This window comes from Mycobacterium paraintracellulare, from assembly GCF_000276825.1.
Classification (GTDB): Bacteria; Actinomycetota; Actinomycetes; order Mycobacteriales; family Mycobacteriaceae; genus Mycobacterium; species Mycobacterium intracellulare.
In genome coordinates this window covers 1,051,854-1,066,403 of sequence record NC_016948.1, presented here as the reverse complement: position 1 = coordinate 1,066,403, position 14,550 = coordinate 1,051,854, and the positions used below count along the sequence as shown (strand labels likewise).

General features: G+C 69.9%; 12 protein-coding genes, 1 tRNA gene and 1 pseudogene. 5 read left to right on the top strand and 9 right to left on the bottom strand.

Going from position 1 to position 14,550, the window contains the following annotated elements; translation table 11 throughout:
• Together OCQ_RS27305 and OCQ_RS05260 are read left to right on the top strand one after the other, a co-directional pair.
• Window positions 1-74 (top strand): annotated as a pseudogene (locus tag OCQ_RS27305) (hypothetical protein); the annotation flags it as partial.
• A 13-nt stretch (window positions 75-87) separates the two neighbouring features.
• Window positions 88-768: a response regulator gene (locus OCQ_RS05260; protein WP_009954135.1), complete on the top strand. Its 681-nt coding sequence runs from the start codon at window positions 88-90 to the stop codon at window positions 766-768.
• A gap of 59 nt (window positions 769-827) precedes the next feature.
• On the opposite strand, the gene OCQ_RS05255 is transcribed toward OCQ_RS05260, so the two are convergent.
• The 8 genes from OCQ_RS05255 to mfd form a co-directional block, all read right to left on the bottom strand.
• Window positions 828-1,133 (bottom strand): hypothetical protein, encoded by a 306-nt coding sequence (locus OCQ_RS05255; RefSeq protein WP_009954136.1) that lies wholly within the window; start codon window positions 1,131-1,133, stop codon window positions 828-830.
• A 111-nt stretch (window positions 1,134-1,244) separates the two neighbouring features.
• On the bottom strand, window positions 1,245-2,195 hold the full coding sequence (locus OCQ_RS05250; RefSeq protein ID WP_041784817.1) for a Ppx/GppA phosphatase family protein: 951 nt from the start codon (window positions 2,193-2,195) through the stop codon (window positions 1,245-1,247).
• Window positions 2,189-2,677, bottom strand: a complete 489-nt coding sequence (locus OCQ_RS05245) for a DUF501 domain-containing protein (protein WP_009954138.1) — start codon at window positions 2,675-2,677, stop codon at window positions 2,189-2,191. The genes OCQ_RS05250 and OCQ_RS05245 overlap by 7 nt, the downstream gene beginning before the upstream one ends.
• On the bottom strand, window positions 2,670-3,371 hold the full coding sequence (locus OCQ_RS05240) for an FtsB family cell division protein (protein WP_014383961.1): 702 nt from the start codon (window positions 3,369-3,371) through the stop codon (window positions 2,670-2,672). The genes OCQ_RS05245 and OCQ_RS05240 overlap by 8 nt, the downstream gene beginning before the upstream one ends.
• A 1-nt stretch (window position 3,372) precedes the next feature.
• A complete protein-coding gene (gene eno, locus OCQ_RS05235) occupies window positions 3,373-4,665 on the bottom strand; it encodes a phosphopyruvate hydratase (protein ID WP_014383960.1) in 1,293 nt (430 codons plus the stop codon).
• A 47-nt stretch (window positions 4,666-4,712) separates the two neighbouring features.
• The gene (locus OCQ_RS05230; RefSeq protein WP_008254220.1) at window positions 4,713-5,441 is read right to left on the bottom strand and encodes a lytic transglycosylase domain-containing protein; all 729 of its coding nucleotides are present in this window, start codon (window positions 5,439-5,441) and stop codon (window positions 4,713-4,715) included.
• 317 nt (window positions 5,442-5,758) lie between these two features.
• Window positions 5,759-6,739, bottom strand: coding sequence for a nucleoside triphosphate pyrophosphohydrolase (locus OCQ_RS05225; RefSeq protein ID WP_014379338.1), 981 nt, complete (start codon window positions 6,737-6,739; stop codon window positions 5,759-5,761).
• A 53-nt stretch (window positions 6,740-6,792) separates the two neighbouring features.
• Window positions 6,793-10,461 carry a transcription-repair coupling factor gene (mfd, locus tag OCQ_RS05220; protein WP_162130195.1) on the bottom strand — a complete coding sequence of 1,223 codons (3,669 nt, stop codon included), beginning with the start codon at window positions 10,459-10,461 and terminating at the stop codon, window positions 6,793-6,795.
• Window positions 10,462-10,636: 175 nt separating this feature from the next.
• Between mfd and lysA the strand changes: the two genes are divergently transcribed.
• On the top strand, window positions 10,637-11,977 hold the full coding sequence (gene lysA, locus OCQ_RS05215; RefSeq protein WP_014383958.1) for a diaminopimelate decarboxylase: 1,341 nt from the start codon (window positions 10,637-10,639) through the stop codon (window positions 11,975-11,977).
• An 11-nt stretch (window positions 11,978-11,988) separates the two neighbouring features.
• Here lysA and OCQ_RS05210 read toward each other — a convergent pair whose 3' ends face one another.
• The gene (locus OCQ_RS05210) at window positions 11,989-12,582 is read right to left on the bottom strand and encodes a TetR/AcrR family transcriptional regulator (RefSeq protein ID WP_008254212.1); all 594 of its coding nucleotides are present in this window, start codon (window positions 12,580-12,582) and stop codon (window positions 11,989-11,991) included.
• Between the two features lie 215 nt (window positions 12,583-12,797).
• Between OCQ_RS05210 and OCQ_RS05205 the strand changes: the two genes are divergently transcribed.
• Window positions 12,798-12,869: transfer RNA gene (locus tag OCQ_RS05205), tRNA-Gln, on the top strand.
• A gap of 132 nt (window positions 12,870-13,001) precedes the next feature.
• Complete coding sequence (glmU, locus tag OCQ_RS05200; RefSeq protein ID WP_008254210.1) at window positions 13,002-14,483, top strand: bifunctional UDP-N-acetylglucosamine diphosphorylase/glucosamine-1-phosphate N-acetyltransferase GlmU; 1,482 nt, start codon at window positions 13,002-13,004, stop codon at window positions 14,481-14,483.
• Window positions 14,484-14,550: the final 67 nt, after the last annotated feature.

Genomic DNA, 14,550 nt, shown 5'->3' with positions numbered 1-14,550 from the left:
ATGCAGAGCGCAGCGATGAGGAGGAGCGGCGCACATGACCCGCGCCGGCGACGATGCAGAGCGCAGCGATGAGGAGGAGCGGCGCACATGACGCGCGTATTGGTGATCGACGACGAGCCGCAGATACTGCGCGCGCTGCGCATCAACCTGTCCGTGCGGGGCTATGAGGTGGTCACCGCGTCGAGCGGCGCGGGCGCGCTGCGCGCCGCCGCCGAGCACAAGCCCGACGTGGTGATCCTCGACCTCGGCCTGCCCGACATCTCCGGGATCGACGTCCTGGCGGGTCTGCGCGGATGGCTCACCGCACCGGTGATCGTGTTGTCCGCGCGCACCGACTCGTCGGACAAAGTGGAGGCGCTGGACGCCGGCGCCGACGATTACGTCACCAAACCCTTTGGGATGGACGAGTTCCTGGCCCGGCTGCGCGCGGCGGTCCGCCGCAACACCGCAGCATCCGAAGTCGAGCAGCCGGTGATCGAAACAGAATCGTTCACCGTCGATTTGGCCGCCAAGAAGGTCAGCAAGAACGGCGGCGAGGTCCATCTCACCCCCACCGAGTGGGGAATGCTCGAGGTCCTCGTCCGCAATCGCGGCAAGTTGGTCGGCCGCGAGGAGCTACTCAAGGAGGTGTGGGGCCCGGCCTATGCCACCGAAACCCATTACCTGCGTGTGTATCTCGCGCAGCTGCGCCGCAAGCTCGAAGACGACCCGTCGAACCCCAAACACCTGCTGACCGAGTCGGGCATGGGCTATCGCTTCGAGGTATGACGCCCGCGCCCACCGACATAGTCCCATCCGCCACACGCGTCCCTCCGGAGGAGGACATGTCAATTGCCCACCTCCGAGCGACAACCCGCGGCCTCGCGCAACGCCAGCACGCGCTGATGGATTCGATGCTCGGTGCTGCGCGGCAGGTAGCCGGGGCCGTACCTTCCTCGCCCTAGTCGCCGTACCCGCCCACGACCGATCTCCCATCGCAGCGCGTCCGAAATCGCCTTCGACGGCCTGCCGCGCACCGAGAAGCGGTGCCAGTTCAAGGCTTCGATCAGTTCGGCGATGGTTGCCGGCCCGTGAACGGCCAGCTGCATCGTGAGCACGTAACGCAGCTCGATGCCTTTGAGTGCATGGTTCATTCCCGGACGGTCGCACAGGGGTACGACACCGCCGAAGTTGTCGCTCGGAGGTGGGCAATTGACATGTCCTCCTCCGGAGGGGCGCATGTGGCGGGTGTGACTAAACCCGGCCTATTCGGCGATCGACAGCACGATGCCGTCCAAAATGTCGTGCTCGCTCACCGTCAACTCCTCGATGCCCGCACGGGCGCGCAACTCGCGGGCCAACTCCTCCACCACGATCGCACCACCGCCGATCACGTCGGCCCGCCCCGCGTGCATCGGCGGCAGCGCCGCGCGCTCGGCGCGCGTCATCCCGATCAGCCGTTCACACACCGCCAACAGATCCGCACCGGCGACGCGTGAAAGATGAATGGCCGCAGAGTCATACGCCGGCAAGTCGTGCGCCAGCGCGGACAGCGTGGTCATCGTCCCGGCCAATCCGACCCACGTCCGCGCGCCCTCGACGGGCACCACGCCCAGCGCGACCTCGAGCCGCTCGCGCACCACCTGCCGGGCTGCGGCCACTTCCGCGGGCGTCGGCGGGTCCGAATGCAGGCAACGCTCGGTCAGCCGGACGCAGCCGATGTCGGCCGAGTAGCTGGCCGCCACCGCCTCGCCCCCCACGACGATTTCGGTGGAGCCCCCACCGAGGTCGACGACGACGAAACGTCCGGCCCCACCGTCCAATTCGCCGACCGCGCCGCGGAACGACAGCTCGGCCTCCTCGGCGCCGCTGATCACCTCGGCCACCGCACCGGGCAGCACCGCGCCCAACACGTCGGCCGTCATCGCGAAGAAGTCGTCGCGGTTGGCGACATCGCGGGCCGCCGAGGTCGCCACCATCCGCACCCGCTCCACCCCATGCGCTTTCAGCAGCGCGGCGTAGTCCGCTAACGCCGCCCAGGTGCGGGCTATGGCCTCGGCCGCGAACTCGCCGGTCGCGTCGACACCCTGGCCGAGCCGCACGATCCGCGTCTCCCGATGCACGTCACGCAGCCGCCCCGGCCCTACAACATCGGCGATCAACAAGCGAATTGAGTTGGTACCGCAGTCGATTCCCGCGAGCCTGCCGTTCACCATTGGCCCTCCACCAAAATGCCCGCCATCGCGGGCTCGCCGGCCAGGATCGCCAGCGCCTCGTCGCCGAACGGATTCACGCCCGGCCCCTTGGCCAGCGAATGCGCGATCAGCACGTGCAAGCACTTGACCCGGTCGGGCATCCCGCCGCCGGTGAACGTCGTCCCCAACGATTCGATCGCGTCACGCTCTGCCAGATAGGACTCGTGCGCGCGCCGGTACGCGGCCGCCAGGTCGGCGTCGCGGCCCAGTCGCTCGGTCATCTCGCGCATCAATCCCGTCGTCTCGAGCCTGCTCGCCGCCGCCGTCAGCGCCGGATGTGTCAGGTAGTACAGCGTCGGAAACGGCGTTCCGTCAGGCAATTTCGGCGCGGTCTTCACCACGCCGGGTTCGCCGTTGGGACACCGGTAGGCGATTTCGAGCACCCCGCGCGGTTCCCGCCCGAGCTGGCGGGCCACCGCGTCCAGGTCGGCACGATCAACCACCGGGACCGGGGGGATTCGGCGCGGACGGACCCGGTTCGGCCGGCGGGGCCGGGGCTTCGGCGGGCGGCGGCGCGGGAGGCGGCGCGGCCGGCGGCAGGTGCGGGGCGTCGGCGATGGTGTGCCACAGCGACGTGTACCACGGGTCGTTGTTGACCGGTTTCGCCGACGGGGACCCCGGCTGGGTCGGCTCGGCCGCCGACGGGGGAAGCTGAACCTGGAACGGGATGTCGCCGGGCTTCACGAAGCCGAGCCGCTCGCGGGCCTGCGCCGCAATGTAGGCCGGGTCACCGAGTTTGGTCTTTCGCTGCTCCAAATCCGCGATCTGACGGCGCAGCGCCGCCTCGCTGGCGGCCAGCTGATTCATCTCGGTGCGCTGCGCGAAATAGGTGCGCACCGGTCCGGCGATCGTCAGCGTCAGCACGCAGATCACCGCGGCCAGCACCGCCGCGCGCCGCGCGGTGAACCCGAGCCGTTGCTCGGAGCGCTGCTCAACCGATTCGGCGGCCTGCCGGGCGATGGGTTCGACGACATGCTCTTGCTGCGTGGCGTTGCGGCCGCCGTGGTTCGCCGTGGGCGATGTCCGCGCGGACGGCTTCGACGACGGCTTGGCCGACCGAGGGCGCCGAACCGAAGCGCCGGCCTTCCCCGGGCGCGATGCCGGGGAACGCCGCTTCGGATCCGGCTTGCCGGGCAAGCTATTTGGCCTCCGGCGGCGTATACCGCGGGAAGGCGAGATCGCCGGCGTAGCGGGCGGCATCGCCGAGCGCCTCCTCGATCCGCAGCAGCTGGTTGTATTTGGCGACGCGCTCGCTGCGGGCGGGCGCACCGGTCTTGATCTGCCCGCTGCCGACCGCCACCGCCAGGTCGGCGATCGTGGTGTCCTCGGTCTCGCCGCTGCGATGGCTCATCATCGTGCGGTAGCCGCTGTGATGGGCCAGCGCGACGGCGTCGAGCGTCTCGGTCAGCGTGCCGATCTGATTCACCTTGACCAGCAACGCGTTTGCCACACCCTTGTCGATACCCTCTTCCAGGCGTTCGGGATTGGTGACGAAGATGTCGTCGCCGACGATCTGCAGCCGGTCACCGATGGCCGCGGTCAGGGCTACCCAGCCATCCCAATCGTCTTCCGACAGTGGGTCTTCGATGGACACCAGCGGATAAGACCCGAGCAGCCCGGCGTAGAACTCGGTCATCTGCTCCGCGGTGCGGGTGCTGCCCTCGAATTTGTAACCCGCCCCGTCGGTGAAGAACTCGGTGGCCGCCGCGTCGAGGGCCAGCGCCACGTCGGCGCCGAGTTTGAAGCCGGCCGAGTCGATGGCCCGGCTGATCAGGTCCAGGGCGGCCGTGGTGCCCGCCACGTCGGGGGCGAAGCCGCCCTCGTCGCCCAGGCCCGTGCTCAAGCCCTGCTTCTTGAGCACCGATTTCAGCGAGTGATACACCTCGGCGCCCCAGCGCAGCGCCTCGGCGAAGCTGGGCGCACCGATCGGCGCCACCATGAACTCCTGGATGTCGACGGCGGTGTCGGCGTGCGCGCCGCCGTTGAGAATGTTCATCATCGGCACCGGCAGGATGTGCGCGTTCGGGCCGCCGAGGTAGCGGAAAAGCGGCAACTCGGCGGAATCGGCGGCCGCCTTGGCCACGGCCAGCGACACACCCAGGATCGCGTTGCCGCCCAGCCTCGACTTGTCGGGCGTGCCGTCCAGGTCCAGCAGCGCCTGGTCGACCAGCCGCTGATCGTCGGCGTTGAGGCCGATCACCGCCGGGCCGATCTCGTCCAGCACCGCCTGCACGGCCTTCTGCACACCCTTGCCGGCATAGCGCTCGCCACCGTCGCGCAACTCGACGGCCTCGTGCTCGCCCGTCGACGCGCCCGACGGCACCGCCGCGCGGGCAAAGGTCCCGTCGATCAGGGCAATCTCGACCTCGACTGTCGGGTTGCCGCGGGAATCGAGGATCTCGCGGGCCCCGACCTGCTCGATAATCGGCACTGGGGTTCTCCTTGTTCGCGTAAGGCCTGGGTCAGCGATACATCCTGCTATAGCGGGTGACCTTTCGCGTAAGCGGTCGCCCAATCCCGGACCGCCCGCGCGTAGACCCCGGAATTGTTGTAGGCCCGCAGCGCGGTGATCCATCCCCGCGGCGTCGCGAGATCCTTTCCGCGCCAACACAGGTAGCCCGCCGCGGCGAGCGCGGCGTCGTCGATGTTGTCGGGGCTGACGCGGCCGTCGTTGTGAGCGTCGACACCATAGAGCCGCCACGTCTCGGGGATGAACTGCATCGGCCCCATGGCACGCGTCACGCCGTCGCCGTCGGTGAGGTCCTCGTCGGTGTCGACGATGCGCAGCGTCCCGCCGCTGCCGTCGAGTCGGACGCCGCGGATCGGCGGGCTGACATCCCCGTTGGGGGCCAGCGTGGCGCCGCGGTAGGTGCCGTGGTGGCTCTCGACCTGTCCGATGCCCGCCAGCGTGGTCCAGGCGATGTGGCACTTCGGGTTCTCGACTTCGGCGACCCGGGCCGCGTACGCATAGGCCTCGAGCGCGATCAGCGGGATCTCCAAGGCCGCCGACCGTGGTTGGGCCCAGTCGCGCAACTGTTCCGCGGGCCGACCGCTGGCGTGCGTGTCCACCGGCGGCACCGGGTCACCCGCGGGGGGCGGCACGCCGTCGGGGATGAACAGGCTGAGTTGCCACGTGCAACTGGAGGCCAGAACGATCGCGGTCGCGCCGATCACGGCGGCCGCGCGCATCCAACGCCTCGGCGACACCATGCTTTCCTGAGCTCCCCTAAACTCGCCTGCACCAACTTCCGCCACACCATCGTCCCATGCGTTCGGGGACCGCTCGGTCGCGTCGGGCCTCGGCGCACCGGCGTCGTGCCGGGTTCAGCTAATTACCGATTAGCTGCTGGCCGCCTTGGCTAGCGCGGTCAGACCAACGCTGACCACGGGGATTCGCAACCTCATCCGCGATATTACCGACGCGCCGAGGACAAATCCGGCAAACACCGCGGCGACCGCTCTCTCCGGTGACGGCGGGCGGGAAATAACCGTGGCGCGCCCGCCTGCGAGGCGTCGTCGCGCGCTCAGGCCTCGTCGGCAACGGCGTCGGTGGCGGCCCCCTTGGGGGCCGAGTCACCCGTCGGCCAGTGCTCGCGCCACTCCTGTTCGGAGACTTCACCGAGCGGGGCCACGTCGAACTCGTCGGGGACGTCTCCCCCGCGGCGCGCCGTGGCGATCGCCCGTTCCGCACCGCGAACCGTGTCGACGAAGTCCAGAACCGCTGTGCGCAGAGCGCTTTCGGCATCGACATCGGCCGACACGCGGATCGAGGTAATTTCGTCGGGGATCAGGTCGGCGGGCACACCGGCTTTGCCGGCGCGCTGAATCACCTTCTGGGCGAGCGCAAGCGCGGGCTGCCCCGTGTGCACGTCGTCCATCACCGACTTGCGCGGCTTTTCGGACGCCTTGCGCTCTTCCCACTGGGCCAACTGCTCTTCGAGCGAAATCGATTGCCCGGCAAGCACTCCCGGGACCCGGTTGCCCAGCTTGCGCATCAGGGCTGCGGCGACGTCATCGATGGTGAAGGCGGACTGCGGCGCCTCCTCGGCGATGCGGGCGTGGAAGAGGACTTGCAGCAGCACGTCGCCGAGTTCGTCGCGCAGCTGGTCGGCGTTGCCGCTGCCCACCGCGTCCAGCAGCTCGTAGGTTTCCTCCAACAAAAACCTGCGCAGCGAATCGTGGGTTTGCTCACTCTCCCACGGCCCGGCGGTGCGCAGTTTGTCCATCATGGCCACGGCGTCGACCAGCCGTTCGCCGCGCGGCGTCTCGGGCGCCGAGATCAGCCGGGCCCCGGCCGCCAGGCGGGCGGTCACGGCCGGGTGGTCGGGGTCGGACGACAGCAGCACCGGCGCGTCCGCACCGGAGTGCACCGGACGCGCCGCCGACAACGACCAGGGCACCGCGACGGGCATCTCCTCGGTGTACTGCACCTCACCGGCGAGATGCTCGATGGCTTCGATGGGGACCAGCGAAGGGCGGCGGGGGTCGAACAACACGACGATCATTGGCGCCGCTCCTCCTCATCGCTGCGCTCTGCATCGTCGCCGGCGCGGATCATTTAGCGCCCCTCACTCGTCATCGCCGCAGGTGAACTCGTTATACCAATATCCGTCTGCGCCTTGCCCTGCAATGCCGTCACCAGGTTGGCCACCATCTGCACCAGCTCGACATCGCGCAGCCGCGGCGCGCCGACGCCGCCGGCGCGCGGGATGGGAACCTGCACGGTGGAGGTCGTGGCGCGGTAGCCCGCCGCCGGATACATCCGCTTGAGCCGCACCTGCGCCGAATCCGGCAGCGTCATCGGCGAGAGCCGCACGGTGGCCGCCGAGGGCGCCGACACCTCGGTGATGCCCGCGGCGCGGCACAGCAGCCGCAGCCGGGCCACCGCCACCAGCCGCAGGGCCGGCTCGGGCAGCGCGCCGTAGCGGTCGACGAGTTCCTCCACGACCGCGTCGATCTCGCCGTCGGAGGCCGCCGCGGCCAGCCGGCGGTACGCCTCGAGCCGCAGCCGGTCGCTGGCGATGTAGTCCGGCGGCAGGTGCGCATCGACCGGCAGGTCGATGCGCACGTCCTTCGGCTCCTCGGCCGTCGTGACGGTGTGGCCGTCGGCGGCCGCGCGGTAGGCCTCCACGGCCTCGCCCACCAGGCGGACGTACAGGTCGAAGCCGACGCCGGCGACGTGCCCGGACTGCTCGACGCCCAACACGTTTCCGGCGCCGCGGATCTCGAGGTCCTTCATCGCGACCGCCATGCCCGCGCCGAGCTCGTTGTTCTGCGCGATGGTGGCCAGCCGGTCGTAGGCGGTCTCGGTCAGCGGCGCATGCGGCGGATACAGGAAGTAGGCGTAGCCGCGCTCCCGGCTGCGGCCGACCCGGCCGCGCAGCTGGTGCAGCTGCGAGAGGCCGAAGGTGTCGGCGCGCTCGACGATCAGCGTGTTGGCGTTGGAGATGTCCAGCCCGGTCTCCACGATCGTGGTGCACACCAGGATGTCGTATTCGCGGTTCCAGAACCCCTGCACCGTGCGTTCCAGCCGTTCTTCGGGCATCTGCCCGTGCGCGACGACCACCCGCGCCTCGGGCACCAGCTCCCGGATCTTCGCCGCCGTCCGGTCGATGGAGCTGACCCGGTTGTGCACGTAGAAGACCTGCCCGTCGCGCAGCAGCTCGCGGCGCAAGGCGGCCGCGACCTGCTTGTCGTCGTGCGGGCCGACGTAGGTCAGCACCGGGTAGCGCTCCTCGGGCGGGGTCAGGATCGTCGACATCTCGCGGATCCCGGCCAGGCTCATCTCCAGCGTGCGCGGGATCGGGGTGGCGCTCATGGTCAGCACGTCGACGTGGGTGCGCAGCGACTTGATGTGCTCCTTGTGCTCGACGCCGAACCGCTGCTCCTCGTCGACGACGACGAGGCCGAGGTCCTTCCAGCGCACCCCCGTCTGCAACAGCCGGTGCGTGCCGATCACCACGTCCACCGACCCGTCGGCCAGGCCCTCGATCACGGCCTTGGACTCCGCGGGGTCGGTGAACCGGGACAGGCCCTTGACGGTCACCGGGAACCCGGTCATCCGGTCGGTGAAGGTCTGCAGGTGCTGGTCGGCCAGCAGCGTGGTGGGCACCAGCACGGCCACCTGCTTGCCGTCCTGGACCGCCTTGAACGCCGCCCGCACCGCGATCTCGGTCTTGCCGTAGCCCACATCGCCGCAGATCACCCGGTCCATCGGGATCGGCTTTTCCATGTCCCCCTTGACCTCGGTGATCGCGGTCAGCTGGTCGACGGTCTCGGTGTACCCGAACGCGTCTTCCATCTCGGCCTGCCACGGGGTGTCCGGGCCGAACGCGTGCCCGGGGCTGGCCTGTCGCTTGGCGTACAGGGACACCAGCTCGCCGGCGATCTCGCGCACCGCGCGGCGCGCCTTGGTCTTGGTGTTCGCCCAGTCGCTGCCGCCGAGCTTGCTCAGCGCCGGCGCCTGCCCGCCGACGTACCGCGACAGCTGATCCAGCGAATCCATTGGGACATAAAGCTTGTCTGTATTTTTGGCCGCGCCACCACGGTTCTTGCTGGACGCGTACTCCAGCACCAAATACTCGCGCCGGGCGCCGCCGACGGTGCGCTCGACCATCTCCACGAACCGGCCGATGCCGTGCTGATCGTGCACGACGAGATCACCGGCGGTCAGCGCCAACGGGTCAACGGTGTTGCGCCGCTTGGCCGCCAGCCGCTTGCCCTCGACGGCGGCGACCCGGCTGCCCGTGAGGTCGGTCTCGGTGATCACCACCAGCGTGGCGCCGGGGATGATGACGCCGTCGTGCAGCGGGCCCTTGAGCACGCCGACTATCCCCTTTTTAGGTCGAACTTGGCCTGCGGCCCCGGATTCCAGCATGGCGGCCGGGGTGTCGCATTCGGCGAGCCGTTCCACCACGCGGTGCGCGGTGCCGGCGCCGGGGGCGACGACGACGGCGTAGCCGCCGGTGGTGACGTGCGCGCGCAGCATCGCGAAGATGCCGTCGATGTCGTGCTGATGGCCGCGCGCCGAGGGCGCCGCCCGGATGTCCAGCTCGACGGCCGACTCGTCGGACAACTGGCTCAACGTCCACCACGGATGCCCGCCATTGGCGGCCGCGGCCCGCACGTCATCCAGCTCGGCGAACCCGGACCCGCCGAATTGCGCGACGTCGACGGGGGCGTCCGTGCCCATGGCCGCCGCCGACCACGAGGCCTCGAGGAATTCGCTACCGGTCTTGATCAGGTCGGCGGCGCGGGTCCGGATCTTCTCCGGGTCGCACAGCAATATCGGCGTGCCCTGCGCCAGCTGGTCGGTGAGCAGCACGTGTTCGCCCGGCCGAAGCACCGGCAGCAGCGCCTCCATGCCGTCCACCGCGATGCCCTCGGCGAGCTTGGCCAGCATGTCGGTGACGCTGCCGGTGATGGCGGGCTCGGTCGCGGGGTGCCGCGCGGACAGCTCGGCGGCCCGTTGCCGCACCTCCTCCGTGAGCAGCAGCTCGCGGCAGGGCACCGCGATCAGGGTGTCGACCTCGATCTCCGGGATCGACCGCTGATCGGCGACGGAGAACATCCGCATCTCGCTGACCTCGTCACCCCAGAACTCGATGCGCACCGGGTGCTCGGCGGTCGGCGGGAAGACGTCGAGAATGCCGCCGCGCACGGCGAACTCGCCGCGCCGGCCCACCATGTCGACCCGGGTGTAGGCCAGTTCGACCAGCCGGGCGATCACGCCCTCGAATTCGACTTCCGCACCGACGCTCAATGTGACCGGCTCGATCAGGCCGAGCTGCGGTGTCATCGGCTGCAGCAGCGAGCGGGCCGCGGTGACCACGACCTGAAGGGGAGGGCCCAGCCGCGCGTCGTCGGGGTGGGCCAGGCGCCGCAGCACGGTCAGGCGGGCGCCGACGGTGTCGACGCCGGGCGAGAGCCGCTCGTGCGGCAGCGTCTCCCAGGACGGGAAGACCGCGACGGCATCGCCGAAGACGCCGCGCAGTTCAGCGGTCAGGTCGTCGGCTTCGCGCCCGGTCGCGGTGACTACCAGCAAAGGACCCAACCGCGCCAGCGCGCTGGCCACAAACAACCGTGCGCTGGCTGGACCCACCAGGTGCAATTCGGCCGGCGACGCGGCCGCGCTGTCGATCAGCTGCTGGAAGGTCGGCGCGGTGAGCGCCAATTCAACGAGCCCCGCGATCGGGGTTTCTGGGCGAGCAGCCCCCGGTGCGGTCATGATGAATTCCATTCTAGGGCGGCTTGCCCGGCTCCTTCCTCCCGCCGACGCGGCGCTCGCCGTCGCCGGGCGGGGGACCGCCGGACACGCCGATCCGCGTCAATATTGGGCTCGGCGTCGTCAAGGGATCGTCAAGAAAGCTCTACGCGTGCGCCCGCGGGCGCACGTTGGATTCATGACATTGCTGGACATTCTGCCGTCGCTCGGCCACGCGGCTCCGCCGCGCTTCGACCCGGCGATCTGGCCCCTCACCGCCCATCCCGACGAGGAGGGCAGGCTGTGCGTCGGCGGTGTGGCGTTGGCCGATATCGCCGACGAGTTCAACACCCCGGCCTACGTGATCGACGAAGCCGACTTCCGGCATCGCGCCCGCCGCTATCGCCGGACCCTGCGCGGGGTCGAGGTCGTCTACGCCGGCAAGTCGCTGCTGAGCACCGCGGTGGCAGGCTGGGCCCGCGACGAGGGCCTGGGCGTCGACGTCTGCTCGGCCGGTGAACTGGCCACGGCCCTGACCGGCGGCGTGGACCCGGCCCGCCTCGTCATGCACGGCAACGCGAAATCGCCCGACGAGCTGCGCGACGCCGTGCGCGCCGGGGTGGGGCGCATCGTGGTGGACTCCTGCATGGAGATCGCCTACCTCGCCGGCCTGGCGCGGCGGCGCCAGCGGGTGCTCATCCGGGTGACGCCCGACATCGACATCCACGGGCACCGCGCCGTCACCACCGGCGTCAGCGACCAGAAGTTCGGCTTCACGCTCGCCGGCGACCACGCCGCCGACGCGGTGGCCCGCGTGCTGGCGCACCCCATCCTCGACCTGGTCGGCCTGCACTGCCACATCGGCTCGCAGGTCAGCGACGCCGCCCTGTACGGCGAGGCCATTCGGCGGATGATCGCCGCGATGGCCGACATCCGGGCCCGGCACGGCGTCATCCTCACCGAGCTGAACATCGGTGGCGGACATGCGATCCCGTACGTTCCCGGCGACCGCGAGCTGGATCTCGACGAGCTGGCCGCGGCGATCGAGGACGCCCTCGACGAGGCCTGCGCCGCCGAGCAGTTCCCCCGCCCGCAGATCGTGGTGGAACCGGGCCGGGCCATCAGCGGCCGCGCCGGCGTGACCCTGTATCGGGTGCGCTCGGTGAAGACGCAATTCGGCGGTCGCACCTTCGTCGCCGTCGACGGCGGCATGAGCGATAACCCGCGGGTGGCGCTGTACGGCGCGCAGTACGCCGTCGCGCTGGCCAACCGGCATCCGCTGGGGCTCAAGCAGACCGTCACCGTGGCCGGCCGGCACTGTGAATCGGGCGACGAGATCGCCCGCGACATCGAGTTGCCGGCGGATCTGCGCCCCGGCGACCTGCTGGCCGTGGCGTGCACCGGCGCCTACCACCACAGCATGGCGTCCAACTACAACATGGTCGGCAGGCCGTCGCTGGTGGCCGTCAAGGATGGCCGGGCCCGCGAACTGGTTCGCCGCGAGACCGTCGCCGACCTGATGGCGCGCGACTGCGGGTAGCCCGTCGCGGTCTACTCGTCCTGCAGGCGGGGGTCGGCCTCCAGCCCGATCAGCCCGTTCCACATGAGGTTGACCAGGTGCGCGGCCACCACTTCCTTCTTGGGCTCGCGGGTGTCGAGCCACCACTGCGCGGTCATCGACACCGAGCCCACCAGCGCCTGGGCGTAGAGAGGAGCCAGCCCCGGATCCAGGCCGCGACGGGAGAAATCACCGGCCAGGATGGAGCTGACCTGGTTGACGGCGTCGTTGAGCAGGCTCGAGTAGGTGCCCGAGCTGATCGCGGCCGGTGAGTCGCGGATCATGATCCGGAAGCCGTCGGTGCGCTCTTCGACGTAGGTGAGCAGGGCAAGGGCGACCCGCTCGACCCGCACCCGGGAGCGGTTGTTGGTCAGCGACGAGGTGATGCCGTCCAGCAGCGCCGACATCTCCCGGTCGACGACGACGGCATAGAGGCCCTCTTTGCCCCCGAAATGCTCGTAGACGACCGGCTTGGACACGTTGGCCCGCAGCGCGATCTCCTCGATCGAGGTGCCTTCATACCCGCGCTCGGCGAACAGCGAACGCGCGATGCCGATGAGTTGTTGGCGACGTTCGGTGCCGGTCATCCGCGCGCGCGGCGCCCGAACCTCCTTGTCCGGTTCCTTTTGCGTTTGGGGGTCCAGCACGGCCACGTCAATCAGCGTATCGGGCGGTGGGCGGTTCGGTGGGCGACCAGCGCCCCGCATCGTCATCCGACTAGGCCCGGATTGTCGGATTCCTCCTCGGGCCGCAAGCGCCCCGCATCGTCATCCGACTAAGCCGACTAAAGTCTTCTTGGCGATCCGTCGTGGTGTAATCGGCAGCACCTCTGATTTTGGTTCAGATAGTTCAGGTTCGAGTCCTGGCGACGGAGCTTCCTCCGAATCGAGCGCGGGTCTCCCGCGGCTCGATTTTTTGCCTTCACCGCAGATGAGGTGACACGCTTGACGGCGTGTCGGCGCTTCCGCGCGCAGCCCGCGCGGGACGAACCCGAAAAGGAGGGTTGATGTCGTCTCCTGGTGATACCGCGGTCGTGGTGCTCGCGGCCGGGCCCGGCACCCGGATGCGGTCGGACACCCCGAAGGTGCTGCACACCATCGGCGGGCGCAGCATGCTGTCCCACCTCCTGCACGCGATCGCCAAGGTGGCGCCGCAGCACCTGGCCGTGGTGCTGGGCCACGATCACGAGCGCATCGCCCCGCTCGTCGCCGACTGGGCCGACGCCCTCGGACGCCCCATCGACGTGGCCCTGCAGGACCGGCCGCGGGGCACCGGCGACGCCGTCCTGTGCGGCCTGTCCGCGCTGCCCGAGGACTACGCCGGGGTGGTCGTCGTCACCTCGGGCGACACCCCGCTGCTGGACGCCGACACCCTCGCCGACCTCATCGCCGCCCATAGCGCGGCGCCGGCCGCGGCCACGGTGCTGACCACGACGTTGAGCGACCCCAGCGGCTACGGCCGCATCCTGCGCACCCAGGACAACCAGGTCACGGCGATCGTGGAGCACGCCGACGCCACCGAATCCCAGCGCGAGATCCGCGAGGTCAACGCCGGCGTCTACGCCTTCGACATCGCGGCGTTGCGCTCGGCGCTGAACCGGTTGAGCTCCAACAACGCCCAGCAGGAGCTGTATCTGACCGACGTCATCGCCATCCTGCGCGGCGACGGCCTGGCGATCCACGCCCGCCACGTCGACGACAGCGCGCTGGTGGCCGGCGTCAACAACCGGGTCCAGCTCGCGCAGCTGGGCGCCGAGCTCAACCGGCGCATCGTCGCCGCCCACCAGATGGCCGGCGTCACCATCGTCGACCCGGCCACCACCTGGATCGACGTCGACGTGACGATCGGCCGCGACACCGTGATCCACCCCGGGACTCAGCTGCTGGGCCGCACCCAGGTCGGCGGGCACTGCGTCGTTGGCCCGGACACCACCCTGACCGACGTCAGCGTCGGCGACGGCGCCTCGGTGGTGCGGACCCACGGCACCTCGTCGTCCATCGGCGCCGGGGCCACCGTCGGCCCGTTCACCTACCTGCGGCCCGGCACCGTGCTGGGCGACGACGGCAAGCTGGGCGCGTTCGTCGAGACCAAGAACTCCACCATCGGCACCGGCTCCAAAGTGCCGCACCTGACCTATGTCGGGGACGCCGACATCGGCGAGCACAGCAACATCGGCGCGTCCAGCGTGTTCGTCAACTACGACGGCGAATCCAAGCGGCGGACCACCATCGGTTCGCACGTCCGCACCGGGTCGGACACCATGTTCGTGGCTCCGGTGACGGTCGGCGACGGCGCCTACACCGGCGCGGGCACCGTGGTGCGCAACGACGTCCCGCCGGGAACGCTGGCGGTCTCCGCAGGTCCGCAACGCAACATCGAGGGCTGGGTGCACCGCAAGCGCCCCGGCAGCGCCGCCGCGCAAGCGGCCGAGGCCGCCGAAAAGGCCACCGGCCAGCCGCCCGCCGCAGAAACCGAACAGACATCGTGACGTCGGTAGCTGGCAACCCGGCCACATTTCCGTACGATTCGCTTCGTACGATGGGCACTTCCATTGG